Source organism: Streptomyces sp. Ru72, from assembly GCF_002920635.1.
GTDB lineage: Bacteria > Actinomycetota > Actinomycetes > Streptomycetales > Streptomycetaceae > Streptomyces.
Genome location: NZ_PQSR01000017.1, coordinates 85924 through 112809 on the forward strand (window position 1 = coordinate 85924; position 26886 = coordinate 112809).

Here is a 26886-nt window from a genome sequence, read left to right on the forward strand (position 1 = left end):
ACCTAACTTAGCCTTACCTTAGCGGATCGGCCGAGATGCCGTGGCGGCAGGATCGTGGTGGTACGCGCACATCAATGAAGGAGACTGTCGTGTCGGCGAACAGCTTCGACGCCCGCAGCACGCTGCAGGTGGGCGACGAGTCGTACGAGATCTTCCGGCTGGACAAGGTGGAGGGCTCGGCCCGCCTGCCCTACAGCCTCAAGGTCCTGCTGGAGAACCTGCTCCGCACCGAGGACGGCGCGAACATCACCGCCGACCACATCCGCGCCCTCGGCGACTGGGACTCCCAGGCCCAGCCGTCGCAGGAGATCCAGTTCACGCCGGCCCGCGTGATCATGCAGGACTTCACCGGCGTGCCCTGTGTCGTGGACCTCGCCACCATGCGTGAGGCCGTCAAGGAGCTGGGCGGCGACCCGGCGAAGATCAACCCGCTGGCGCCGGCCGAGCTGGTCATCGACCACTCCGTCATCGCCGACAAGTTCGGCACGAACGACGCCTTCAAGGTCAACGTCGAGCTGGAGTACGGCCGCAACAAGGAGCGCTACCAGTTCCTGCGCTGGGGCCAGACCGCCTTCGACGAGTTCAAGGTCGTCCCCCCGGGCACCGGCATCGTCCACCAGGTCAACATCGAGCACCTCGCCCGCGTGGTGATGGTCCGTGACGGCAAGGCCTACCCGGACACCCTGGTCGGCACCGACTCCCACACCACGATGGTCAACGGCCTCGGCGTCCTCGGCTGGGGCGTCGGCGGCATCGAGGCCGAGGCCGCGATGCTCGGCCAGCCGGTCTCCATGCTCATCCCGCGTGTCGTCGGCTTCAAGCTCACCGGTGAGCTGCAGCCCGGCACCACCGCCACCGACCTCGTGCTCACCATCACCGAGATGCTCCGCAAGCACGGTGTGGTCGGCAAGTTCGTCGAGTTCTACGGCGAGGGCGTGGCCGCCACCTCGCTCGCCAACCGCGCCACCATCGGCAACATGTCCCCGGAGTTCGGCTCCACCGCCGCGATCTTCCCCGTGGACGACGAGACCCTGAACTACCTGCGCCTGACCGGCCGCTCCGAGCAGCAGGTCGCGCTCGTCGAGGCCTATGCCAAGGAGCAGGGCCTCTGGCTGGACCCGAAGGCCGAGCCGGACTTCTCCGAGAAGCTCGAGCTGGACCTGTCCACGGTCGTTCCCTCGATCGCCGGCCCGAAGCGCCCGCAGGACCGCATCGTCCTCGCGAACGCCGCCGAGCAGTTCAAGCAGGACGTCCGCAACTACGTCGACATCGTGGACGAGGCGGGCCAGGAGTCCTTCCCGGCCTCCGACGCCCCGGCCGTCGCCCCCAACGGCGCCCCGTCGAACCCGGTCCCGGTGACCGCCCCCGACGGCACCACCTACGAGCTGGACCACGGCGCCGTCACCGTCGCCGCCATCACCTCCTGCACCAACACCTCGAACCCCTACGTCATGGTCGCCGCCGCCCTGGTGGCCAAGAAGGCGGTCGAGAAGGGCCTGACCCGCAAGCCGTGGGTCAAGACCACCCTCGCCCCGGGTTCCAAGGTCGTCACCGACTACTTCGACAAGGCGGGCCTGACCCCGTACCTGGACAAGGTCGGCTTCAACCTGGTCGGTTACGGCTGCACCACCTGCATCGGCAACTCCGGCCCGCTGCCGGAGGAGGTCTCCAAGGCCGTCAACGACCACGACCTCGCGGTCACCTCGGTCCTCTCCGGCAACCGGAACTTCGAGGGCCGTATCAACCCCGACGTCAAGATGAACTACCTGGCGTCCCCGCCGCTGGTCGTCGCGTACGCCATCGCGGGCTCCATGAAGGTGGACATCACCAAGGACGCGCTGGGCACCGACCAGGACGGCAACCCGGTCTACCTGAAGGACATCTGGCCCTCCGAGGCCGAGGTCAACGACGTCGTCGCCAACGCCATCGGCGAGGACATGTTCTCCAAGTCCTACAGCGACGTCTTCGCGGGCGACGCCCAGTGGCAGTCCCTCCCGGTCCCGACCGGCAACACCTTCGAGTGGGACCCGGAGTCCACCTACGTCCGCAAGCCCCCGTACTTCGAGGGCATGGGCATGGAGCCGGCCCCGGTCGAGGACATCACCGGCGCCCGCGTCCTGGCCAAGCTCGGCGACTCGGTCACCACCGACCACATCTCCCCGGCCGGTGCGATCAAGGCCGACACCCCGGCCGGCAAGTACCTCACCGAGCACGGCGTCGAGCGCCGCGACTTCAACTCCTACGGTTCCCGCCGCGGCAACCACGAGGTGATGATCCGCGGTACGTTCGCCAACATCCGCCTGCGCAACCAGATCGCGCCGGGCACCGAGGGCGGCTACACCCGCGACTTCACGCAGGAGGGCGGCCCGGTCTCCTTCATCTACGACGCCTCGCAGAACTACCAGGCCGCCGGCATCCCGCTGGTCGTCCTGGCCGGCAAGGAGTACGGCTCCGGCTCGTCCCGCGACTGGGCGGCCAAGGGCACCGCGCTCCTCGGGGTCAAGGCCGTCATCGCCGAGTCGTACGAGCGCATCCACCGCTCGAACCTCATCGGCATGGGCGTGCTGCCGCTCCAGTTCCCGGAGGGCCAGTCCGCCGCGAGCCTCGGCCTGACGGGTGAGGAGACCTTCTCCATCACCGGCGTCACCGAGCTCAACGAGGGCACCACGCCGCGCACGGTCAAGGTCACCACCGACACCGGTGTCGAGTTCGACGCGGTCGTCCGCATCGACACCCCCGGTGAGGCCGACTACTACCGCAACGGCGGCATCATGCAGTACGTGCTGCGCAGCCTGATCCGCAAGTAGCCGATCCGGCACGGCAGTCGAGGGCCGCATCCCCGCCCGGGGGTGCGGCCCTCCGCCGTCTCCCCACCGCCGCCCGAACGGGGACACCGCCCCCTAGATCCATCCCGCCGCCTGCGCCACCGCGAACGGCGCCGGCACCAGAGTCGTCATGCCGAGCCACAGGTGCAGCGGTCGGCCCTCCTGCCACGGCACGAGCACGTCCACCACCAGCACCATCCCGAGGACGAACCCCCCGCCCAGCACCGCGCCCAGCGTCATACCGACGGTCTGGTCCGGTGAGGTGCCGCCGCATCCGAACCCGGTGATGCAGTGGAACAGCGCGTACCTGTTCAGCAGCCACCGGACGCACACGCCGGGGACGATCGCCAGCATGCCGATCAGAAGGTTCGCCACCGCGGCCGCCCACCAGGAGCCGGCGGTGGCCTTCTCGCGGCCACCGTCCGCACCGGAACCGTGCACAACCCGTCCTTCTCCCCGGTCATCGCGTTCGTACAGGTAGATGACCACGAGAGCACTGGGGTTGCCCCGCGCGCGCCCCGGAGCGGTGAACACCGCCCCCACGAGTGACGGTTGGGGGTCGGCGGGGTTGTCCGGGCCTCAGGGCGGACCGGGTGGCCGCTGTGCGTGCCACCCGGTCCGCGAGCCGGCCCGGCCCGGGGGGAGTAGGCCGGACCGGGGTCTGACGGCTTGTCCGACCGGTTCGACAACGTTGTCGGAATGGTCTGTACATGACTGTACCCCGGGGGGCGACAACGATGTCAAGGGTCTCCCAGGCGGGTTCACCCTCCAGGGGGACATACCGGCGCGCCGGCCGAACGACGGCTTCCCCGAGCGGCGTTCAAGAAGCGACGTTCCGGTAGGCGTGCACGTGTTCACCCACGCCTCTGGCCGATCACCGCTGTTCAGCACGAGGGGCGGCCCCGGGTGGTCCGCCCCTCCTCCGTGCCGGTGTGCGTCAGGCCAGCAGCTCCACCTCCGCCAGGGTCGACTCCGTCGTGAAGGTCAGGCGGTAGTGCGCGTACGTGCCCGGATGCGGGACGGAGAACACCCTCGTCTGCCGGTCCCAGGTGAAGGACTCGCTCCACCGCTGGTCGAGGGTCGTCCACTGCGTGCCGTCCTCGGAGGCCTCCAGGGTCCAGCCCGTGGGGGCCTTGGTGTGGTCCGCCGGGGACGTCAACGTGTACTGCACCGCCTTGGTGCCGCCCGTGACCGGCAGGTCCACGCTCGTCACGGCGGCCTCCGTCGCCGAGGTGTCGTCGAAGAGCGGACCGTCACCCCTGAGCGCGTCCGCCCGCGGCGAGGGCACCTTGTCGTCCCGGGTGATGGACACCGGTGCCGCGTTCCTCCCGGTGCCCCAGTCCGAGGGCCGCGGACCCATGTCGAACTCCAGCACACCGCCCCGGGAGAGCAGGGAATGCGGCAGCGCCGTCGACGTCCACTCCTTGCCGTCGACTCTCAGGCCCTGTACGTAGACGTTCCGCGCGCTGTTCCTCGGGGCCTTGACGACCAGGTCCCTGCCGTTCTCCAGGTGCACGGTGGCCTTGGTGAACAGCGGGGACCCGATGGCGTACTCGCCGCTGCCCATCACCAGCGGGTAGAAGCCCAGAGCCGAGAAGACGTACCAGCCGGACTGCTCGCCGTTGTCCTCGTCGCCGTGGTAGCCCTGCCCGATCTCGCTGCCGGTGTACAGGCGGGAGAGCACCTCGCGGACCTTCGCCTGCGCCTTCCAGGGCTGGCCCGCCGCGTCGTACATGTAGATCACGTGGTGCGCGGGCTGGTTGGAGTGCCCGTACATGCCCATCCTCACGTCACGGGCCTCCGTCATCTCGTGGATGACGCTGCCGTAGGAGCCCACGAACTGAGGTGAGGCCGTCTCCGGCGTCGTGAAGTACTCGTCCAGCTTGTCGGCCAGCTTCGCCCTGCCGCCGTACAGGTTCGCAAGGCCCCGGCTGTCCTGCGGGACCGTGAACGCGAAGCCCCAGCCGTTGGTCTCCGTGTAGTCGTTGCCCCAGACGCGCGGGTCGTACTTCGACGCATCCAGCCGCCAGTTGCCCTGCGCGTCGCGGCCCTGGAAGAAGCCCACCCTGGAGTCGAAGAGGCCGACGTAGTCCCGGGCGCGGTTGAGGAAGTAGGCCGACTCGTCCTTGTAGCGCTGTTCGCCGGTCTTCTTGTACAGCGCCTGGCCCATCCGGGCGATGCCGTAGTCGTTGATGTAACCGTCCATCGCCCACGACAGGCCCTCGCGGGTGGCGGTGCTGGTGTAGCCGAGGAACGGTGAGGTGGCCATGCCCTTGCGGCCCACGCCGGACGACGGCGGCAGGACCGTCGCGTTCTTCACCGCCGCGTCGTAGGCGGCCTCGGCGTCGAACTTCACCCCCTTCACATAGGCGTCCGCGAACGCCACGTCCGACGAGGTGCCCGTCATCAGGTCGGCGTAACCGGGGGACGACCAGCGGGAGGTCCAGCCGCCGTCCTTGTACTGCTGCACGAAGCCGTCGACCAGCTCCCCCGCCTGAGTGGGGGTCAGGAAGGAGTACGCGGGCCAGGTCGTCCGGTAGGTGTCCCAGAAGCCGTTGTTGACGTACACCTTGCCGTCGACGATCTTCGCCCCGGTGTGCGTGGCCGTATCCGGGCCCGTCATCGGGGAGAACGGGGACGCGTACCGGTAGGCCGACCCCACCTTCTCGAAGCCCGAGTTGGGGTAGAGGTACAGCCGGTACATCGACGAGTACAGCGTCGTGAGCTGGTCGGTGGTCGCGCCCTCGACCTCGACGGTGCCGAGCAGCTTGTCCCACGTCCCCTGGGCGCGCGCCCTGACATCGTCGAACGACGTGCCGTCCGGGATCTCCTGGCGCAGATTGTCCTTCGCCTGGTCGATGCTGATGAGGGAGGTCGCGAGGCGGAGCGTGACCGTGTGGTCGGCGCCCGGCGTGAAGCGCAGATAGCCTTTCACGCCCGAGGCCGCCCCGTCCGTCACCGGCGCGTCGAACACGCCGTACACGAACAGGCGCGTCGCGCCCGTCGACAGCCCGGACTTCACGTCCGAGAAGCCGGTCACCACGCCGCCCGCCTTGTCGAGGGTGAGCCCGGCCTGCTCGGTCACATTGTCGAAGATCACGCTCGCGTCGTCGCCGGGATAGGTGAACCGCAGCACCGCCGCGTGGTCCGTCGGCGTCATCTCCGCCTTCAGGCCGCCCTCGAAGGTCACGCCGTAGTAGTAGGGGCGCGCGATCTCGTTCTCGTGCCGGAACGGCAGCGCCCGCGCGGCACGCCCGGTGTCCGGAGCACCGGACGCGGCCGACGGCATCACCTGGAACGTCTGCCGGTCACCCATCCACGGGCTCGGCTCATGACTCGCGCTGAACGCCTGGATCGTGGGCAGGTTGTCGGAGTTGTTGGCCCGGGCGTAGTCGTACAACCAGCTCAGCGAGCCGGCGTTGGTCCCCGGCGTCCAGAAGTTGAAGCCGTGCGGCAACGCGGTCGCCGGGAAGTCGTTGCCCCGGGAGAAGGAGCCGCTGGAGTTGGTGCCGCGAGTGGTCACCGCGTAGTCGGACAGGTGAGATTCGGGCTTGTCCGGCGGTGCGGGCTTCAGCGCCAGGTCGTCCAGCCAACCCCGGAACCGAGCCGGCCCCTTCGGCGAGTCGTACGCCACCAGGATCCGGTCCACGGTCTTGCCGGCCGCCACCGACCCGATCCGGGAGACCACGTTGTTCCACTGGTTGACGTACAGCACCTTGGCCGTGCCCTGTCCCGTGGGGCTCAGCGGGAAGCCGTGCTGGTCGAGCGCGCCGAGGTCACTGAGATGGGTGCCGTCGGTGAAGGCCAGGTCGACCGAGACGTTCGTGGCGTCGTAGTCCCGGTCGCCGTCCGCCATCGCCGGGAAGAGGCGGTACGACAACTGCGTGTCCCGCTCGACGCGTACGTTCACGTCGAAGACCTTGTTGTACGAGTACGCCCGCCCGCCGGCGGTGTGCGTCCCCGCGTAGCGCAGCGCCCTCCTGCCCGTGAAGCCCACGCCGGCCTTGGCGGTGGGGGAGCCGAGCGGACCGCGGTCCACGAGCGTGCGCATGTCCTTCGGCGTGGGATCGGTGCTGCTGCCGGTGGAGAACTGCACATCGGCGAGTTGCAGTATGCCGCCGCTGTGGTTCCCGGTGATGTCCAGCCGGAAGTGCGCGTACTCGGCCGGCTCGGCGAGATCGTACGACTTGGTCTGGAAGCGCTGGTCGAAGGATTCTCCGGTGCGGGTGTCCAGTGTCCTCCAGTCCTTGCCGTCGGTGGACCCCTGAAGCGTCCAGTCGGCCGGGTCCCGCTCGGCGTGGTCGTTGGCCGAGGTCAGCGCGTACGTCACCACCTTCGCCGGCTCGTCCAGGTCGAACTCCACCCAGCCCGTCGGCGCGAACGTCAGCCACTTGGTGCCCGGCTCGCCGTCGATCAGGTTGTCCGCGACCTCACCGGCGTCCGTGTTCTCGGCGCCGGCCCGGACATCGGTCACCTCATCGGTCACATTGCCCGGAATGCCCGCGGTGTAGCCTCCGTCCACACCGGACGCCCGCTTGGTGCCGTCCGCCGTCCTGTCCACGGTGCTCAGCCACGTCGGCGCCGGATCACCCGGCTCGAAGGAGGAGGCGAACTCGCGGTTGGCGGCCGCCGCTTCACCGGGCAGGGCCACCGCCGCGCCCTGGGCCGCCACCAGCAACGCGAAGGCGGCCGTTGCCACGACCGCCGTAGGAGCCCATCTGTGCCGAGATCTGTGCTGCATGCGCGAGCACCCTCCCTGCGCCTGTTGAGAATGGACAACGTTGTCACTTCGTCTGCGCAAGGACCAGTAGGTGGTCAAGTGGTCAGTAGTGTCAAGGGCGTTGGTTGTGGCATTCGGGCTCAATGCAATGGGTATCGCGTTCGAGAGCCGTGCGAGCGCCCGTATTTCCACGAGGTCTCAACTCGGAAACGCGCCGGGCCAACCTTGCTTGCGATATTGCTCGGGCGACGGAGAGTGGACTATACCTGTCGGCGTCCGGGCAGCCGTCACCTTGCCGTACGACGGCTGTGGACAGGCACGCCCGAGGGGAAGCGGGAGGCGGCGGACCGTCCCGAGAACGAACCACCGCCGCACCGTCCCCCCGAATCGCTCATGCACGACCCCAGCTTCACCATCACCGCGGTGCCGGGGAGGAGCCGGTGCACCGCCTGAGTCCTGGAGAAGGCGAGGACTTGAGCATGGGATCCACTTCCGGCGAGCACACCACCACACCCGAAGGCGTCGGGCGCCGCAGTCTGATCAAGCGTTCCGTCGCGCTGGGCCTGGTCTCCGTCCCCACGATGAGCTTTCTGTCCGCCTGCGCCAGCAGCGGGGGCGGCGGCCAGGAGAAGGCCAAGGCGGGCAAGAAGACCAAGCAGAACCCGCTCGGCGTCAACGACACGGCACAGATGGAGTTCGTGCTCTTCGACGGCGGCTTCGGCAAGGAGTACGCCCAGGACGCGGTCAAGATCTACCAGAAGGACTTCCCGAAGGCGAAGGTGAAGTTCTCCGCCACCCAGAAGATCCAGTCCACCCTGCAGCCACGCTTCAACCAGGGCAATCCGCCGGACCTCATCGACAACTCCGGCGCCGAGCAGATGGACATGGGCGTCCTCGTCAGCCGCAACCAGCTCGCCGACCTGACCCCGCTGCTGGACGCCCCCTCCTACGACGACCCGTCGAAGAAGGTCCGCGACACCCTGCGCCCCGGCATCGTCGAGATGGGCCAGTTCGACGGCAAACCCGTGTGGATCATGTACTACGCCTACACGGTCTACGGCGTCTGGTACTCGCAGAAGCTCCTCGACTCGCTCGACGAGAAGTACCCCGAGACCTGGGACGAGATGCTCAAGGTCTGCGAGAAGGCCAAGAAGAAGGGCATCGCGGGCTGGACCTACGCCGGCAAGTACCCGTACTACATCCCCTTCTCCCTGTACCCGATGATCGGCAAGGTCGGCGGCCGCGAGGTCCTCGACGCCATCGACAACCTGGAGCCGAACGCCTGGAAGCACCCGGCCGTCAAGGCATGCTTCGAGGCGTACTACGAGCTCTACAAGAAGGGCTACATCCTCAAGGGCACGCCGGGCCTCGACCACATCCAGTCGCAGACCGCCTGGGCCCAGGGCAAGGCGCTGTTCATCCCGAACGGCTCCTGGGTGGAGAACGAGTCGGCCAACGTCATCCCCGCCGACTTCGACCTCGCCGTCTCCGCCCCCTCCGGTATCGACTCCTCCGACAAGCTGCCCTTCGGCACCATCTGGGCCTCCGGCGGTGAGCCCTTCATCGTCCCCGCCAAGGCGCAGAACCCCGAGGGCGGCATGGAGCAACTGCGCATCATGCTCAGCGAGGCGTCCTCGAAGAACTTCACCACCAAGGTCAAGTCGCTGACCGCGTTCAACGGCGGTACCACGGGCATCAGCCTCACCCCGGGCCTGAAGTCGGGTGTGGCCGCGCTGGAGAAGGCAGGCAGCAACGTCCTGAACCCGCGGCTGCAGGACTGGTACGTGCAGTTGCAGAAGGAGAAGATCGGCGTCTCCGGTCTCGGCGAGATGATGGCGGGCCGTATCACCCCGGCCGAGGCCATCAAGCGGATCCAGGGTTTCGCCGACGAGACCGCCAAGGACACGTCGATCAAGCACTACAAGCACCAGTGAGGGTCCGTCAGGGGCACGTCTGCCAGAGGCGGGCCTGTCAGCGGCAGGTCCGTCGGCGGCAGCGGAGACGGCCGCCCGCACGGCCGGATCGGGGTCGGTAGCCATGCATCACGGCAAGTACCGGTTCATCGTGGGGTTCCTGACGGTTCCCCTCGGCCTGTACGCGCTCTTCGTCGTCTGGCCGTTCATCCAGTCCATCTACTACTCGTTCACGGACTGGTCCGGCCTGAGCCCCGAGTTCAAGATGGTGGGCTACGACAACTACACGCGGCTGGTCCACGACGACATCTTCTGGAAGTCGCTGTGGCACAGCCTGCTGTTCGCGCTGGTGCTGCCGCCGGTGACGATCGGTCTCGCGCTGTTCCTGGCCTTCATGATCAATGTGGGCGGGCGGCGGCGGAAGGGCGGGCCGGTGATCTCCGGGGTCCGCGGCTCGTCCTTCTACAAGATCGTCTACTTCTTCCCGCAGGTGCTCTCCATCGCGATCGTCGCCCTGCTGTTCGCTTTCGCGTACAACCCGGACAGCGGCGCCATCAACTCGCTGCTGCGCGGCATCGGGCTCGGGAGCGTCCAGCCGCTCTGGCTGGGCGATCCGGGCCTCGCCCTTTGGTGTGTGATGGCGGTCCTCGTCTGGTCCACGGTCGGTTTCTTCGTGGTCCTGTTCTCCGCGGGCATGGCCTCCATCCCGGCGGACCTGTACGAGGCTGCGCTCCTGGACGGGGCGAAGCGCACCACCACCTTCTTCAGGATCACCCTGCCGCTGTTGTGGGACACCGTGCAGTCCGGCTGGGTGTACATGGGCATCCTCGCGCTCGGCGCCGAGTCGTTCGCAGTCGTGCAGATCATGACGACCGGGCCGGGCGGGCCGGACTACTCGACCACCGTCCTGGTGCTGTACGTCTACCAGAAGGCCTTCCGCGACGGTCAGGCCGCCTACGCAACCACGATCGGTGTCGCCCTGCTCGTCGTCACGCTGCTGTTCGCGGCGGTCGTGATGCGGCTGGGCCGGCGCGAGCGGCTGGAGTACTGATCATGGAGACCACCGAGACCCCCGCCCCGATCCCGGCCGAGCCGCACGTCCCCGCCGGAAAGGCGGACGCCCCGGTCGGCGGGCCGCCCCGGGGGAAGCGGGAGGGCGCCGTCCTCAACGTCTTCTCGCACGGCATGCTGATCCTGTGGGCGTTCATGGTCGTCATGCCGCTGCTGTGGGCGGTGGCGACCTCCTTCAAGGACGACCGCTCGATCTTCGACTCGCCCTGGTCGCTGCCGGACAAGCTGCACTTCGAGAACTGGGCGCGGGCCTGGACCGACGCCAACATGAGCGACTACTTCCTCAACACCGTCCTGGTGGTGGGCGGTTCGCTCATCGGCACCCTGGTGCTCGGCTCGATGGCGGCGTACGTCCTCGCCCGCTTCGACTTCCCGGGCAACCGGTTCATCTACTACCTGTTCATCGGCGGCATGAGCTTTCCGATCATGCTGGCGCTGGTCCCGCTGTTCTACGTCGTGAACAACATGGGGCTGCTGAACACGATCCACGGGCTGATCCTCGTCTACATCGCCTACTCGCTGCCCTTCACGGTGTTCTTCCTCACCGCGTTCTTCCGCTCGCTGCCCACCTCGGTGGCCGAGGCCGCGTTCGTGGACGGGGCCTCGCACTCCCGTACGTTCTTCCAGATCATGCTGCCGATGGCCAAGCCGGGCCTGATCAGCGTGGGGATCTTCAACTTCCTGGGCCAGTGGAACCAGTACATGCTCCCGACGGTCCTGAACACCGACCCCGACAAGCGCGTCCTCACCCAGGGCCTGGTCCAGCTGGCGGCCAGCCAGGGGTACAAGGGCGACTGGTCCGGACTCTTCGCCGGCCTGGTGATGGCCATGCTGCCGGTCCTCGCGGCCTACATCGTCTTCCAGAGACAGGTGGTGCAGGGGCTGACGGCCGGTGCGCTGAAGTAGCGATCGACTTCTTCCGCCGAGACCGATCGGCGTCCTTTTCGTGAACCGGGGGAGGCGCCGGTGTGTCCGGACGTCTGCTTTCTGATCTTTCACGATTTCCGTCAAGGACTTGACTGCGGTAACCCGTTCAGCGGAGCTTGGAGTTCACAACTTGTACGTGACCCGGATTCCGCTGCTGGCTCCGGGTCACAGGGGCGGGCCGAGGCCGCCGCGCTGAGGGCAGGAGTGGATGAGTCGATGGAGACTCCGGGATCGCAGTCGTCGCTGCATCGGGCAAATCTGGAACGCGTCGTCCGGGCGGTGCGCCTCGCCGGGTCGTTGACCCAGGCCGAGATCGCGAGGACGACCGGCCTGTCCGCGGCGACCGTGTCCAATATCGTTCGGGAGCTGAAAGACGGCGGAACCGTCGAGGTCACGCCGACATCGGCGGGTGGCCGCAGGGCCCGCAGCGTCTCCCTCAGCGGTGACGCCGGCATCGTCATCGGCGTCGATTTCGGGCACACCCATTTGCGCGTCGCGATCGGGAACCTCGCCCATCAGGTGCTCGCCGAGGAGTCCGAGCCCCTGGATGTGGACGCCTCCGCCGCACAGGGCTTCGACCGGGCGGAAGAGCTGGTCAGCAGGCTGATCGACGCCACCGGAGTGAGCCGGTCCAAGATCGCGGGGGTGGGCGTCGGCGTGCCCGCCCCCATCGACGTCGAGTCGGGCACACTCGGCTCCACGGCCATCCTGCCGGGCTGGACCGGCACCAAACCCGCCGAGGAGCTGCGGGGCCGGCTCGGCGTGCCCGTGCACGTGGACAACGACGCCAACCTCGGCGCCCTCGGCGAGCTGGTCTGGGGCAGCGGCCGGGGGGTCAAGGACCTGGCGTACATCAAGGTGGCGAGCGGTGTCGGCGCCGGACTGGTGATCGACGGCAAGATCTACCGCGGGCCTGGCGGCACAGCGGGAGAAATCGGCCATATCACTCTCGATGAATCCGGTCCCGTCTGCCGCTGCGGCAACCGGGGCTGTCTGGAGACCTTCGCGTCGGCACGGTACGTGCTCCCGCTGCTCCAGCCCAGCCACGGCCCGGACCTCACCATGGAGGGCGTGGTGAGGCTGGCGCGGGACGGCGACCCGGGCTGCCGCCGGGTGATCGCCGATGTCGGCCGCCACATCGGCAGCGGAGTGGCCAACCTGTGCAATCTGCTGAATCCCAGCCGCGTGGTCCTCGGGGGCGATCTCGCCGAGGCCGGAGAGCTGGTGCTCGGACCCATCAGGGAGTCCGTCGGCCGCTACGCCATCCCCAGTGCGGCACGTCATCTGTCGGTGCTGCCGGGAGCCCTCGGAGGCCGGGCGGAGGTGCTCGGGGCACTCGCTCTCGCGCTGAGCGAGATGGGCGATTCGACCCTGTTGGACGGCGCGACGACGGCGGCCGCGCCCGCCTTCATTTAGAAAACGCATGACGCCGTTGCCATCTCGTTAAGTATTTACTTCTTGACGTCGCACGTGTGGACGAGTTGACTTCCAGCCACCTCGGCCGCAGCGTTGCGGCCCTGTCAGGGAGGCACCCCCAAATGAACGCAACGATGCGTAGAGTCGTGATCGGCGCCACCGCGGTCTCCATGGCCGTGACGCTGGCTGCCTGCGGCAAGGCCGGCGACAAGAAGAGCGACTCCGGTAGCGGCAGCGGTAGCGGCTCGGGCAGCAAGACCATCGGTCTGCTGCTCCCCGACAGCGTCACCGCCCGCTACGAGAAGTTCGACAAGCCGCTCTTCGAGGCCAAGGTCAAGGAGCTGTGCTCGGACTGCAACGTCGAGTACGCGAACGCGGCCGGCGACGCTGCCAAGCAGGCCCAGCAGGTCAGCAGCATGATCACCAAGGGCGTCAAGGTCATCGCGATCAGCGCCCAGGACTCTGCCGCCATCAAGTCCTCCATCCAGACCGCCGTGAACAAGGGCATCAAGGTCGTCGCCTACGACCGCCTCGCCCAGGGCCCGGTCTCCGCGTACGTCTCCTTCGACAACGTCAAGGTCGGCGAGCTCCAGGGCCAGGCGCTGCTCGACGCGCTCGGCTCCAAGGCGAACAAGCAGTCGAAGGTCGTCATGATCAACGGTGACGACGCCGACCCGAACGCCGCGCAGTTCAAGCAGGGCGCCCACAAGGCCCTCGACGGCAAGGTCGACATCGCCTACGAGCAGTCCGGCCTGTGGAAGGACACCGTCGCCGCGCAGAAGATGTCGGCGGCCATCACCCAGCTGGGTGCCAAGAACATCGCGGGCGTCTACTCCGCCAACGACGGCATGGCCGGCGGTATCGCCACCACCCTCAAGGGCGCCGGCATCAGCGGCATCCCGCTGACGGGTCAGGACGCGGAGCTCGCGGCCATCCAGCGCATCGTCGCCGGCACGCAGTCGGCCACCGTCTACAAGGCCTACAAGCCCGAGGCCGACACCGCCGCCGAGCTCGCGGTCGACCTGCTGCAGGGCAAGGACATCAAGTCCCTGACCACCACGACGCTGACCAGCGGCTCCGGCGACAAGGTGCCCTCGACGCTGCTGACCCCGGTGTCGGTCACCAAGGCCAACATCAAGGACACGGTGGTCAAGGACGGGCTCTGGAGCATCAAGGACATCTGCACCGCCGAGTTCGCCAAGGCCTGCAAGGCCGCCGGCCTCGAGTAAGCCCTCGGGTCGAAGACCCCGCGGTCCCGCGAAGCCTCCGCCGACGCCCGCCCCGGCTCTCCAACCCCGCTGCCGGGCGGGCGTCGGACGGAAACAACCGTTGCCAAAGGCAGCGGGTTCGCGCATGTTCACCTTGTAAACCGTGCCTTGTGCACGCCCCTCCGCGCCCTACCCCAAGCGCGGCATCCCCGCCGGTCAGGCGGCGAAGGAGATGGTTCACGTGTCCGCTACGCCCGTGCTGGCGTTGCGCGGAGTCTCCAAGCGATTCGGTGCGGTCCAGGCCCTCACCGATGTCGACCTGGAGGTCCACGCCGGAGAAGTGGTCGCCCTGGTGGGCGACAACGGCGCAGGAAAGTCGACCCTGGTCAAGACGATCGCGGGCGTCCACCCCATCGATGACGGCGTCATCGAGTGGGAGGGCAAGCCGGTCAGCATCACCAAGCCGCACGACGCCCAGGGACTCGGCGTCGCGACGGTCTATCAGGACCTCGCCCTGTGCGACAACCTCGACGTGGTCGGCAATCTCTACCTCGGGCGGGAACTCCTGCACCGGGGCGTCATCGACGAGGTGACGATGGAGAAGAACGCCCGGGAACTGCTGAGCACCCTCTCGATCCGCATCCCGAGCGTGCGCATCCCGATCGCGAGCCTGTCCGGCGGTCAGCGCCAGGTCGTCGCCATCGCCCGCGCCCTGATCGGCGACCCGAAGGTCGTCATACTGGACGAGCCCACCGCCGCCCTCGGCGTCGAGCAGACCGCCCAGGTCCTGGACCTGGTCGAGCGGCTGCGCGACCGGAACCTCGGCGTCATCCTCATCAGCCACAACATGGCCGACGTGAAGGCGGTCGCGGACACCGTCGCCGTCCTGCGTCTGGGCAGGAACAACGGATCCTTCTCCGTGAAGGACACCAGCCACGAAGAGATCATCGCCGCGATCACGGGTGCGACGGACAACGCCGTCACCCGTCGTGCGGGGCGTCGCACCGCGGAGGCGGCAAAGTGAGCGACACGTCCAAGACCGTGAAGAGCGACTCGACGACGATCGAGGCGTCGGACTCCGTGTCCACCACGACGCCGGCCGACGACCCGACCGCCGCGCCGGTCGCCGTCGTCGACCCGCGCCTGCTGGTCCGTGAAGAAGGCTTCAAGGGCTACATCACCGAGTTCAAGCGCAAGGTGAAGGGCGGTGAGCTGGGCTCCCTGCCGGTCGTCATCGGCCTGATCGTCATCTGGACGATCTTCCAGCTCCAGAACAGCCGGTTCCTCAGCGCCGACAACCTCTCCAACATCAGCTACTTCCTCTCGGCCACCGGCATGCTCGCCATCGGCCTGGTGTTCGTGCTGCTGTTGGGCGAGATCGACCTGTCCGTCGGTTCGGTCAGCGGCCTCGCGTCCACGGCGTTCGCGGTCTTCGTGACCAACCACGGCATGAACGCCTGGCTGGCCCTGCTCCTGACCGTCCTGACCGGCGTCGCCATCGGCGCGCTGCACGGCTGGTTCTTCGCCCGGATCGGCGTACCCGCGTTCGTCGTGACCCTGGCCGGCTTCCTCGGCTGGAACGGTCTGATGCTGTGGCTGCTGGGCTCCAGCGGCACCATCAACATCCCCGCGGACTCGGGCCCGGTGCACCTGCTCGGCCAGAACTCCTTCTTCATGGACCAGCAGATCATCGGCGCCTACCTCCTGGCCGGCCTCGGTGTCGTCCTGACGCTGGTGGGATCGTTCAACGACCAGCGGCGCCGCCGCGCGGCCGGGGTGCCCTTCCGGCCCACCAGCGAGATCCTGCTGCGGGTCGGCGCGCTCGCCGTGGCCTCCTTCACCGCCGCGGCCGTGCTGAACAACTCCGCGGGTGTCTCGAACGCCCTGGTGATCTTCCTCGCGGCACTGGTGATCGTCGACTTCGTGCTGCGGCGCACCACCTACGGCCGCAAGGTCTTCGCGGTCGGCGGCGGCATCGAGGCCGCCCGCAGGGCCGGTATCAACGTGCCCCTGGTCCGCATCACCGTGTTCGCCATCTCCGGCGGGTTCGCGGCGCTCGGCGGCATGTTCTTCGCCGGTCAGACCGCGAGCGCGACGCTGAACGCCGGTGGCGGCAACACGCTGATGCTGGCGATCGCGGCCGCGGTCATCGGCGGTACCAGCCTCTTCGGCGGCCGGGGCAACGTGTGGTCCGCGCTGCTCGGCATGCTGGTCATCCAGTCCATCCAGACCGGTCTGGACCTGCTCAACATGAACACGTCGATCCAGTACATGATCACTGGCGCGGTGCTCCTGGGCGCCGTGGTGATCGACTCGGTGTCCCGCAAGAGCCAGAAGGCCGCGGGGCGCGCGTAAACGCTCCACGAGAGCACCGTGGGGGGTGTCACACCTCCACGCCCCTGTCGCGGGGCTGCGGTACCGCACTTCGTGACAGACATCGCAAGGACCCTGTGCCCGGCGCCAACGGCGGTGCCGGGCACAGTCCTGTGTGCGGCACCGTGTTTCGGCGGACACGTCGGGGGGATCCGTGGGGCCATCGGTGATCCCTCACAGGCGGAACATTAGACTCGACAGGCCCGGCGAATGCTCGACACAGCTCTACTGCAAGGAGGCACGGGTGCCGCTGCTGACCCGCATCAGGGGACCGCGCGATCTGGACCGGCTCAGCCTGGAGGAGCTGGACCAGCTGGCAGAGGAGATCCGGACCTTCCTCGTCGACGCCGTCTCCAAGACCGGCGGCCACCTCGGTCCCAACCTCGGTGTGGTCGAGCTCACCATCGCCCTGCACCGCGTCTTCGACTCACCCAAGGACAAGGTGCTGTGGGACACCGGCCACCAGGCCTACGTCCACAAGCTGCTCACCGGCCGTCAGGACTTCTCCAAGCTGCGCAGCAAGGGCGGTCTGTCCGGCTACCCCTCGCGCGCCGAGTCCGACCACGACGTCATCGAGAACTCGCACGCCTCCACCGTCCTGGGCTGGGCCGACGGCCTGGCCAAGGCCAACCAGCTGCTCAAGCGCGACAGCCACGTCGTGGCCGTCATCGGTGACGGAGCCCTCACCGGCGGCATGGCCTGGGAGGCGCTGAACAACATCGCCGACGCCAAGGACCGCCCGCTGGTCATCGTCGTCAACGACAACGAGCGCTCCTACGCGCCCACCATCGGCGGCCTCGCCAACCACCTGGCCACCCTGCGCACCACCGACGGCTACGAGAAGTTCCTGGCCCGCACCAAGGAGGTCCTGGAGCGCACGCCCGTCGTCGGCAAGCCGCTCTACGAGACCCTGCACGGGGCCAAGAAGGGCCTGAAGGACTTCATCGCCCCGCAGGGGATGTTCGAGGACCTGGGCCTGAAGTACGTCGGCCCGATCGACGGCCACGACATCGAGGCCCTGGAGTCCGCCCTGGCCCGCGCCAAGCGGTTCGGCGGCCCGGTCATCGTGCACTGCCTCACCGAGAAGGGCCGCGGCTACCGGCCGGCCGAGCAGGACGAGGCCGACCGCTTCCACGGCATCGGCCCCATCCACCCCGACACCGGCCTGCCCATCAAGGCCGGCGCCGCCAGCTGGACCTCCGTCTTCGGCGACGAGATGGTCAGGCTCGGCCGCGAGCGCGACGACATCGTCGCCATCACGGCCGCGATGCTCCAGCCGGTGGGCCTGAAGAAGTTCGCGGACGCCTTCCCGAACCGGATCTACGACGTCGGCATCGCCGAGCAGCACGGCGCGGTCTCCGCGGCCGGCCTCGCCACCGGCGGTCTGCACCCCGTCTTCGCGGTGTACGCGACCTTCCTCAACCGCGCCTTCGACCAGGTGCTCATGGACGTCGCCCTGCACAAGTGCGGTGTGACGTTCGTGCTCGACCGGGCGGGCATCACGGGCGACGACGGCGCCTCCCACAACGGCATGTGGGACATGTCGATGCTCCAGGTGGTGCCGGGCCTGAGGATCGCCGCCCCGCGCGACGCCGAGCAGTTGCGGGCCCAGCTGCGCGAGGCCGTCGACGTGGACGACGCCCCGACCGTGCTGCGCTACTCCAAGGGCGTCGTCGGCCCGGCCGTCCCCGCCGTCGGCAAGGTCGGCGGCATGGACGTGCTGCGCAAGGCAGAGGCCCCCGTGCCGGACGTCCTGCTGGTCTCCGTCGGCGCGCTCGCGCCCATGTGTCTGGAGATCGCCGACCTCCTCGACAAGCAGGGCATCTCCACCACCGTCGTCGACCCCCGCTGGGTCAAGCCCGTCGACGAGGCGCTGGCCCCGCTCGCCGAGCGGCACCGGGTGGTCGTCACCGTCGAGGACAACTCCCGCGTCGGCGGTGTGGGTTCGGCCATCGCGCAGGCGCTGCGCGACGCGGGCGTGGACGTGCCGCTTCGCGACTTCGGAGTCCCGCCGCGCTTCCTCGACCACGCCTCCCGCAAGGAGGTCCTCGCGGAGATCGGCCTGACCGCGCCGGACATCGCCCGCCAGGTCACGGGGCTGGTCTCCAAGCTGGACGGCGGCCTCCCCCACTCCCGGCTTCGCTCGAGCGGGGGGTCCCCCACCGACCGTACGGGCGACGCCCGGACCGTGGACTCGGTGGAGCCCGCCCGCGACTGAGACCACCCGCCGCACGCGCCCGGGCCGGTTTCTCCATCCTTTACGGTGGCGAAACCGGCCCGTTTGCGTGAATCTGCCCGTGCCGGGGCACACGGAGTACGCCCCCTTCCGATCATGTCGGGGACGGCGAGCGCGGGAGGTACGCCATGAGCAGCACACTCTTCCGGACGAAGAACGTCGAGCAGTCGATCCAGGACACCGAGGAGCCGGAGCACGCGCTCAGAAAGACCCTGTCCGCCCTCGACCTGACCGTGTTCGGCGTCGGGGTCATCATCGGCACCGGCATCTTCGTGCTCACCGGCAAGGTCGCCAAACAGAACGCCGGCCCCGCCGTCTCCCTGTCCTTCGTCGTGGCGGGCGTCGTCTGCGCACTCGCCGCGCTCTGCTACGCCGAGTTCGCCTCCACGGTTCCGGTCGCGGGATCCGCGTACACGTTCTCCTACGCCACACTGGGCGAGCTGCCCGCGTGGATCATCGGCTGGGATCTGGTCCTGGAGTTCGCGCTGGGCACGGCGGTGGTCGCCGTCGGCTGGTCCGGGTACATCCGCTCCCTGATGGACAACGCGGGCTGGCACCTGCCCGCCTATCTGGGCGGACGGGAGGGCGCGCACGGATTCGGCTTCGACATCCTCGCCGCCGCGCTCGTCCTCCTCCTCACCGCGATCCTCGTGCTCGGGATGAAGCTGTCGGCCCGGGTCACCCAGCTCGTCGTGGCCATCAAGGTGACCGTGGTACTGATCGTGATCATCGGGGGCGCCTTCTTCGTCAACAGCGCCAACTACAAGCCGTTCGTCCCGGAGCCGCAGGCGGTTCCGGCGGGCGGCAGCCTCAAGGCGCCGCTCATCCAGCTGATGGTCGGCTGGGCACCGTCCAACTTCGGCGTGATGGGCATCTTCACCGCCGCGTCCGTCGTGTTCTTCGCCTTCATCGGCTTCGACATCGTGGCGACCACCGCCGAGGAGACCCGCAACCCGCAGCGCGACATGCCGCGCGGCATCCTCGGTTCCCTGTTCATCTGCACGGCGCTGTACGTGGCGGTGTCGATCGTCGTCACCGGCATGGAGCACTACAGCAGGCTGTCCGTGGACGCCCCGCTCGCCGACGCGTTCAAGGCCATCGGCCACCCGTGGTTCGCGGGTGTGATCAGCTTCGGTGCCGCCGTCGGCCTGACCACCGTCTGCCTGATCCTGCTGCTGGGGCAGACCCGGGTGTTCTTCGCGATGAGCCGCGACGGGCTGCTGCCCCGCTTCTTCTCCCGCGTCCACCCGCGCTTCAAGACCCCGCACCGGCCGACCATCCTGCTCGGCGTGGTCATCGCCGTCGTCGCGGGCTTCACCAGCCTCAGCGAACTGGCCGAACTGGTCAACATCGGCACGCTGTTCGCGTTCATCGTGGTCGCGATCGGCGTGGTCATCCTCCGCCGCACCCGCCCCGACCTGCCACGCGCCTTCCGCACTCCGCTCGTTCCGCTGGTGCCGATCCTGTCGGTGTGCGCCTCGCTGTGGCTGATGCTGAACCTGCCCGCCGAGACCTGGCTGCGGTTCGCGATCTGGCTGGTCATCGGGTTCGTCGTGTACTTCCTCTACGGCCGTTCGCACAGCCGTGTGGGCCGTGCCGAGAAGTCCGCGGCGGGCGGGGTGAGCGGTCCGCCCGGAGGCGGCACGCGGTGACCGCGGCGCTCCGCAAGGGGTCAGCGCACCGTACGCGGTCCCGTCACCTCCGCGCCGAGATCCGTCACCCGGCGCCGTAGCTCCCGGTCCGCCGTGACGACCAGAACCGCGCGGTCCCCGGCCTCGGCGACCAGCTCGACGATACGGTCGTCCCCGCTGCCGGGGGCCGCGTCCACCCGGATGCCGGGAACGGGCTCCACACCGCGCGCCGCACCCTCCACCACCAGAACCAGCTCCAGCGGCCCGGGAAAGCCGGGCAGCCCGTCGGCGGCGAACGGCACGAGACGGTCCCGCAGCCGGTCGGCGGCGCCCCGCCGGTCCCGCCACCAGCCGTCGGGCACCGACCCGACGACGTTCGCGCCATCGACTATCACCAGGAGCGGGACACTCATGCCCCCAGCGTCCCACGAGCCTGTCCGGCCCGCGCGAGGGACGCCTCATTGAGACCGGGGGAGTGTCAACGGCCCCCTGCTGAACGGCTCCTGGCTGCGGCGCGGCCGGGACGGCGGCTCCGGCGGGCCCGGCGCCACCGGCCTCGCGCACACAACGAGAAAGGGCCTCCGCACAGGGCGGAGGCCCTTTCACCGTGCCACGGCCGTTACGCCGGAACCGACGCCACGCCCGGCTCGAGGAACGTCTTGCCGTTCACGCGCTCCGAGACGCCCTCGCGGTCCAGGTACGGCGTGATGCCGCCCAGGTGGAAGGGCCAGCCGGCACCCGTGATCAGGCACAGGTCGATGTCCTGGGCCTCGGCGACGACGCCCTCCTCGAGCATCAGCCCGATCTCCTGCGCCACGGCGTCCAGGACGCGGGCGCGGACCTGCTCCTCCGTCAGGACGGTGTCGCCCTGCTTCAGCAGCGCGGCGACCTCCGGGTCCAGCTCCGGCTTGCCGCTGTCGTAGACGTAGAAGCCGCGCTTGCCCGCCTCGACGACCGCCTTGAGGTTCGGGGAGACCGTGAAGCGGTCCGGGAACGCCCTGTTGAGGGTCTCCGAGACGTGCAGGCCGATCGCCGGGCCGACCAGCTCCAGCAGGACCAGCGGGGACATCGGCAGGCCCAGCGGCTCCACCGCCTTCTCCGCCACCTCCACCGGGGTGCCCTCGTCGATGACGTTCTGGATCTCGCCCATGAAGCGGGTCAGGATGCGGTTCACGACGAACGCCGGGGCGTCCTTGACCAGCACCGCGGTCTTCTTCAGCTTCTTGGCCACCGCGAAGGCGGTCGCGAGCGAGGCGTCGTCCGTCTTCTCGCCGCGGACGATCTCCAGGAGCGGAAGGACCGCCACCGGGTTGAAGAAGTGGAAGCCGACGACCCGCTCGGGGTGCTTCAGCTTCGACGCCATCTCCGTCACCGAGAGGGAGGAGGTGTTCGTCGCCAGGATCGCGTGCGCCGGGGCCACCGCCTCGACCTCCGCGAACACCTGCTGCTTGACACCGATCTCCTCGAACACGGCCTCGATGACGAAGTCCGCGTCCGCGAAGCCCTCGGCCTTGTCCAGGACACCGGAGACCAGCGCCTTGAGGCGGTTGGCCTTGTCCTGGTTGATCCGGCCCTTGCCGAGCAGCTTGTCGATCTCGGCATGCACGTAGCCCACGCCCTTGTCGATGCGCTCCTGGTCGATGTCCGTCAGGACGACCGGAACCTCCAGGCGGCGCAGGAAGAGCAGGGCGAGCTGCGAGGCCATCAGACCGGCGCCGACGACACCGACCTTGGTGACCGGGCGCGCCAGGCTCTTGTCGGGGGCGCCCGCCGGGCGCTTGCCGCGCTTCTGGACGAGGTTGAACGCGTAGATGCCGGCGCGCAGTTCACCGCCCATGATCAGGTCCGCGAGAGCCTGGTCCTCGGCGTCGTAGCCCTGCTGCAGGTCACCGTTCTTCGCGGCGGCGATGATGTCCAGGGCGCGGTAGGCGGCAGGGGCGGCGCCGTGCACCTTGCCGTCGGCGATGAACCGGCCGCGCGCGACGGCCTGGTCCCAGGCCTCACCGCGGTCGATCACCGGACGGTCGACGACGATCTCGCCCTTGAGGACGGACGCCGTCCAGATCAGCGACTGCTCGAGGAAGTCGGCGCCCTCGAAGATCGCGTCGGCGATCCCCAGCTCGTAGACCTGCACGCCCTTGAGCTGCTTGTTCTGGTTGAGGCTGTTCTCGATGATCACCGAGACGGCCTTGTCGGCGCCGATCAGGTTCGGCAGCAGGGTGCATCCGCCCCAGCCGGGGACGAGGCCCAGGAAGACCTCGGGGAGGGAGAACGCGGGCAGGGCCGCGGACACCGTGCGGTAGGTGCAGTGCAGGCCGACCTCGACGCCGCCGCCCATCGCCGCGCCGTTGTAGTACGCGAACGTCGGAACGGCCAGCTTGGACAGGCGCTTGAAGACCTCGTGGCCGCCCTTTCCGATGGCCAGCGCGTCCTCGTGCCGCTTCAGCAGCTCGACACCCTTGAGGTCGGCGCCGACCGCGAAGATGAACGGCTTGCCGGTGATGCCGACGCCGACGATCTCGCCGTCCGCGGCCTCCTTCTCGACCTGGTCGATCGCGGTGTTCAGGTTCGCGAGCGAGGCGGGGCCGAAGGTGGTCGGCTTGGTGTGGTCGTGGCCGTTGTCCAGGGTGATCAGGGCGAACCGGCCCACACCGAACGGCAGGTCGAAGTGGCGTACGTGCGCCTGCGTGACGACCTCGTCCGGGAACAGCTCGGCCGCGCCCTTCAACAGCTCAGCGGTGGTGCTCACTTGTCGCCTCCGTCGAAGTGCGGGTTCTCCCAGATGACCGTCGCGCCCATGCCGAAGCCGACGCACATGGTGGTGAGGCCGTAGCGGACCTGCGGCTGCTCCTCGAACTGGCGGGCGAGCTGCGTCATCAGCCGGACGCCGGAGGAGGCCAGCGGGTGGCCGAAGGCGATGGCGCCGCCGTACTGGTTGACGCGCTCGTCGTCGTCCGCGATGCCGTAGTGGTCGAGGAAGGCCAGGACCTGGACGGCGAAGGCCTCGTTGATCTCGAACAGGCCGATGTCGGAGATCGACAGGCCCGCCTTGGCGAGAGCCTTCTCCGTGGCCGGGATCGGGCCGTACCCCATGACCTCCGGCTCGACGCCCGCGAAGGCGTAGGAGACCAGGCGCATCTTCACCGGCAGCCCGTTCTCGCGGGCGAAGTCCTCGCTCGCGATGATCGAGGCGGTGGCGCCGTCGTTCAGACCGGCCGCGTTGCCCGCGGTGACCCGGCCGTGGACGCGGAACGGCGTCTTCAGGTTCGCCAGGTTCTCCAGCGTGGTGCCCGGGCGCATCGGCTCGTCGGCGGTGACCAGGCCCCAGCCGGTCTCGCCGCCCTCGGGGCTGGTGCGGCGTACGGAGATCGGCACCAGGTCGGCCTGGATCTTGCCGTTGGCGTACGCCTTCGCGGCCTTCTCCTGGGAGCGCACCGCGTACTCGTCGGCGCGCAGCTTGGTGATGTGCGGGTAGCGGTCGTGGAGGTTCTCCGCGGTCATGCCCATGAACAGCGCGGACTCGTCGACCAGCTTCTCGCTCACGAACCGCGGGTTCGGGTCGACGCCCTCGCCCATCGGGTGGCGGCCCATGTGCTCCACACCGCCGGCGATCACGGCGTCGTACGCGCCGAACGCGATCGAGCCTGCCGTGGTCGTCACGGCCGTCATCGCGCCCGCGCACATGCGGTCGATGGAGTAGCCGGGGACCGACTGGGGGAGACCGGCCAGGATGCCCGCGGTGCGGCCGAGGGTCAGGCCCTGGTCACCGATCTGCGTGGTCGCGGCGATGGCGACCTCGTCGATCTTCTTCGGGTCGAGACCCGGGTTGCGGCGCAGCAGCTCCCGGATCGCCTTCACGACGAGGTCGTCGGCGCGGGTCTCGTGGTAGATGCCCTTCGGGCCCGCCTTGCCGAACGGGGTGCGGACGCCGTCGACGAAGACGACGTCCCTGACGGTACGAGGCACGATGGCTCTCCTCCAGGGTGCGGGATGGCACTGCTGCGACGCGCTGAGCACGCGCTCAGCACCATGCTACTTGTGGGTAACCAAGCTGCCCAGTCCCGCACGCCCAAGCGGCGAAGGTCACACCTTCGGCGGAGGGAGGGATTTCCCCGCGGGGTCGGCAAGGGGCTCGGAACGGGAGGCAGTGGCCGCATCCGCGTGAGCAGCCGCCTCCCCGCAAAGGGCGGCCTCGCCACGAGGGGGCTCGGGGTCGCGACGGCATGGGACCCCTGGTCGACACCCGGCTGCGAAGCGTGGGCATCGGCTGCGGGCCGCGCCGCGTCGGCACCGGATGGGGGTGCCGCCATGCGGCTCCGCCGAATCGGCATGGCTCCACCCCGTAGTCGGCTCTGCGGCCGACCCGGCCGCCGTGCGCGCGGCGGCCGACCGGCACGGCTGGACGCGGCCGACACGGCCGCGTCGCGTCGCCCTGCAACCCCGCCATCTCGCACGCGGCTCGGCCGCGCGGGCGTCCCCCTCGGGGACGCCCCCCCATCGGGGACGCCCCCCACCCGCTTACGACAAAGCCGCTACGGCGACTGGACGCCCTTCACGGACAGGGCCTTCACCAGCACCGGGGTGATCTGCTCGACCTGCCAGGCCCTCGCCCCGTACCCGGCCAGAGCGGAGGCCACGGTCTCCTCCTCCACCGGCTTCGGCGGCTCCCAGCACAGGCGCCGTACGGTGTCCGGGGAGATCAGGTTCTCCTGGGGCATGGTGAGCTGCTCGGCCAGGGCCGACACCGCGGCGCGCGCGGCGGACAGCCGGGCGGCCGCCGCCGGATCCTTGTCGGCCCAGGCCCGCGGCGGCGGCGGACCCGTCACCGGCTGCCCCGGCTGCGGCAGCTCCGCCTCCGGCAACGCCTTGGCGCGGTCGATCGCGGCCTGCCACTGCTCCAGCTGGCGCCGCCCCATGCGGTGCCCGAAGCCGTTCAGCGTGGCCAGGACGTGCACGTTCGGCGGCAGGGCGAGGGCCGCCTCGACGATCGCGGCGTCCCCGAGCACCTTGCCCGGCGAGACGTCCCGGCGCTGCGCGATCCGGTCCCGCGCCTGCCACAGCTCCCGGACGGCCGCCATCTGCCGGCGGCGGCGCACCTTGTGCATCCCGGACGTACGGCGCCAGGGGTCCTTGCGCGGCTCGGGCGGCGGCGCGGAGGCGATCGCGTCGAACTCCTGCCGGGCCCACTCCAGCTTTCCCTGCCGCTCGAGCTCCTTCTCCAGGGCGTCCCGCAGGTCCACGAGCAGTTCGACGTCGAGGGCGGCGTAGCGCAGCCAGGGCTCGGGCAGGGGCCGTGTCGACCAGTCGACGGCGGAGTGGCCCTTCTCCAGGATGAAGCTGAGGACGCTCTCCACCATGGCGCCGAGGCCGACCCGCGGGAACCCGGCGAGGCGCCCGGCCAGCTCGGTGTCGAACAGACGCGTGGGCACCATGCCTATCTCACGCAGGCAGGGCAGGTCCTGGGTGGCGGCGTGCAGTACCCACTCGGCGTCGGAGATCGCCTCGCTCAGGGCGGACAGGTCCGGGCAGGCCACCGGGTCGATCAGTGCGGTGCCCGCGCCCTCGCGGCGCAGCTGCACGAGGTAGGCGCGCTGGCCGTACCGGTAGCCGGACGCGCGCTCGGCATCGACCGCGACGGGGCCGGTGCCGGCGGCGAAGGCGGCGATCACCTCGGCGAGGGAGGCATCGTCGGCGATCACGGGCGGAATGCCGTCTCGCGGCTCGAGCAACGGGATCGGCGCCGTTTCGACGTCGTCCGGAGGGGCGCCTCCGGTGGTTCGCAGTGGGCTGTCTGCTGCGGTCTCTTGGGCGTCGGTCACCTGTCAAGGGTATCTGTGTGTCGACTACGCCCGCCGACGGAACGTTCCGTCGACGGGCGGTGGGGGGTCGTAAACCAGTCATGTGTCACATGGGTCGTTCGGGTCCGGCACGAGGGCGCGGTGCCGGTGTGCGGCACGGGACGGCGGGCGTCCCGGCGTGCGGTCAGGTCCCCGGACGCGGCTCGCCGGCGGCTCGGTGCGGACGCGGACCGGGGCGGTCGGAGGAGGGGCGGGAGTCAGGGAGTAGAGGAGGGGCGGGAGGGGAGTCGGGGAGTAAGGGAGTCCGGCGGTCGGAGGTAGGGGGTCAGTGGATGATGCCGGTCCGCAGGGCCACCGCCACCATCCCGGCACGGTCGCCGGTGCCGAGCTTGCGGGCGATGCGGGCCAGGTGGCTCTTCACGGTCAGGGCGGACAGGCCCATCGAGACGCCGATGGCCTTGTTCGACTGCCCCTCGGCGACCAGACGCAGCACCTCCACCTCGCGGCCGGACAGCTCGCGGTAGCCGCCCGGGTGGCTCGGGGCACCCGGGGGGCGGCGGTGCAGGCGCGCGGCGGCGGCGCCGATGGGGGCGGCACCCGGCCGGGTGGGGAGCCCGATGTTGGTGCGGGTGCCGGTGACGACATAGCCCTTGACTCCGCCCGCGAGGGCGTTGCGGACCGCTCCGATGTCGTCGGCGGCGGACAGGGCCAGACCGTTGGGCCAGCCCGCCGCCCGGGTCTCCGACAGGAGCGTGAGACCGGAGCCGT

At 69.3% G+C, this 26886-nt stretch carries 17 protein-coding genes; 10 read left to right on the plus strand and 7 right to left on the minus strand.

Annotated features, from left to right (window positions below; all coding sequences use genetic code 11):
- The first annotated feature begins 89 nt into the window (after nt 1-89).
- The gene (acnA, locus tag C3488_RS11290; protein ID WP_103839240.1) at nt 90-2807 is read left to right on the plus strand and encodes an aconitate hydratase AcnA; all 2718 of its coding nucleotides are present in this window, start codon (nt 90-92) and stop codon (nt 2805-2807) included.
- Nucleotides 2808-2900: 93 nt separating this feature from the next.
- On the opposite strand, the gene C3488_RS11295 is transcribed toward acnA, so the two are convergent.
- Nucleotides 2901-3266 (minus strand): hypothetical protein, encoded by a 366-nt coding sequence (locus tag C3488_RS11295; protein WP_103839241.1) that lies wholly within the window; start codon nt 3264-3266, stop codon nt 2901-2903.
- Between the two features lie 496 nt (nt 3267-3762).
- On the minus strand, nt 3763-7566 hold the full coding sequence (locus C3488_RS11300) for a GH92 family glycosyl hydrolase (RefSeq protein WP_181138970.1): 3804 nt from the start codon (nt 7564-7566) through the stop codon (nt 3763-3765).
- A gap of 458 nt (nt 7567-8024) precedes the next feature.
- Between C3488_RS11300 and ngcE the strand changes: the two genes are divergently transcribed.
- The 9 genes from ngcE (at nt 8025) to C3488_RS11345 (ending at nt 20341) form a co-directional block, all read left to right on the plus strand.
- Nucleotides 8025-9479, plus strand: a complete 1455-nt coding sequence (gene ngcE, locus C3488_RS11305) for an N-acetylglucosamine/diacetylchitobiose ABC transporter substrate-binding protein (protein WP_103839242.1) — start codon at nt 8025-8027, stop codon at nt 9477-9479.
- Between the two features lie 103 nt (nt 9480-9582).
- Nucleotides 9583-10509: a carbohydrate ABC transporter permease gene (locus tag C3488_RS11310; RefSeq protein ID WP_103839243.1), complete on the plus strand. Its 927-nt coding sequence runs from the start codon at nt 9583-9585 to the stop codon at nt 10507-10509.
- Nucleotides 10510-10511: 2 nt separating this feature from the next.
- Nucleotides 10512-11435 (plus strand): carbohydrate ABC transporter permease, encoded by a 924-nt coding sequence (locus C3488_RS11315; protein WP_103839244.1) that lies wholly within the window; start codon nt 10512-10514, stop codon nt 11433-11435.
- A 237-nt stretch (nt 11436-11672) separates the two neighbouring features.
- Entirely contained in the window at nt 11673-12872 is a 1200-nt protein-coding gene (locus C3488_RS11320; protein ID WP_103839245.1) for an ROK family transcriptional regulator, read from the plus strand.
- 134 nt (nt 12873-13006) lie between these two features.
- Entirely contained in the window at nt 13007-14101 is a 1095-nt protein-coding gene (locus C3488_RS11325) for a sugar ABC transporter substrate-binding protein (RefSeq protein ID WP_103839246.1), read from the plus strand.
- Between the two features lie 211 nt (nt 14102-14312).
- Nucleotides 14313-15104, plus strand: a complete 792-nt coding sequence (locus C3488_RS11330) for an ATP-binding cassette domain-containing protein (RefSeq protein WP_103839247.1) — start codon at nt 14313-14315, stop codon at nt 15102-15104.
- The gene (locus C3488_RS11335; RefSeq protein WP_103839248.1) at nt 15101-16435 is read left to right on the plus strand and encodes a sugar ABC transporter permease; all 1335 of its coding nucleotides are present in this window, start codon (nt 15101-15103) and stop codon (nt 16433-16435) included. The genes C3488_RS11330 and C3488_RS11335 overlap by 4 nt, the downstream gene beginning before the upstream one ends.
- A 262-nt stretch (nt 16436-16697) precedes the next feature.
- Nucleotides 16698-18671: a 1-deoxy-D-xylulose-5-phosphate synthase gene (dxs, locus tag C3488_RS11340; protein ID WP_103839249.1), complete on the plus strand. Its 1974-nt coding sequence runs from the start codon at nt 16698-16700 to the stop codon at nt 18669-18671.
- A gap of 146 nt (nt 18672-18817) precedes the next feature.
- Nucleotides 18818-20341 (plus strand): amino acid permease, encoded by a 1524-nt coding sequence (locus tag C3488_RS11345; protein WP_103839250.1) that lies wholly within the window; start codon nt 18818-18820, stop codon nt 20339-20341.
- A gap of 20 nt (nt 20342-20361) precedes the next feature.
- On the opposite strand, the gene C3488_RS11350 is transcribed toward C3488_RS11345, so the two are convergent.
- From C3488_RS11350 to C3488_RS11370, 5 genes are all read right to left on the minus strand, one after another.
- Entirely contained in the window at nt 20362-20733 is a 372-nt protein-coding gene (locus tag C3488_RS11350) for an NTP pyrophosphohydrolase (RefSeq protein WP_103839251.1), read from the minus strand.
- 206 nt (nt 20734-20939) lie between these two features.
- Nucleotides 20940-23069, minus strand: coding sequence for a 3-hydroxyacyl-CoA dehydrogenase NAD-binding domain-containing protein (locus tag C3488_RS11355; protein ID WP_103839252.1), 2130 nt, complete (start codon nt 23067-23069; stop codon nt 20940-20942).
- Entirely contained in the window at nt 23066-24286 is a 1221-nt protein-coding gene (locus C3488_RS11360; RefSeq protein WP_103839253.1) for an acetyl-CoA C-acyltransferase, read from the minus strand. The genes C3488_RS11355 and C3488_RS11360 overlap by 4 nt, the downstream gene beginning before the upstream one ends.
- A 566-nt stretch (nt 24287-24852) precedes the next feature.
- Nucleotides 24853-26139 (minus strand): ribonuclease D, encoded by a 1287-nt coding sequence (locus C3488_RS11365; RefSeq protein ID WP_103839254.1) that lies wholly within the window; start codon nt 26137-26139, stop codon nt 24853-24855.
- Between the two features lie 304 nt (nt 26140-26443).
- Nucleotides 26444-26886: LuxR C-terminal-related transcriptional regulator (locus C3488_RS11370; RefSeq protein WP_103839255.1), on the minus strand; the 443-nt coding region annotated here is incomplete at its 5' end.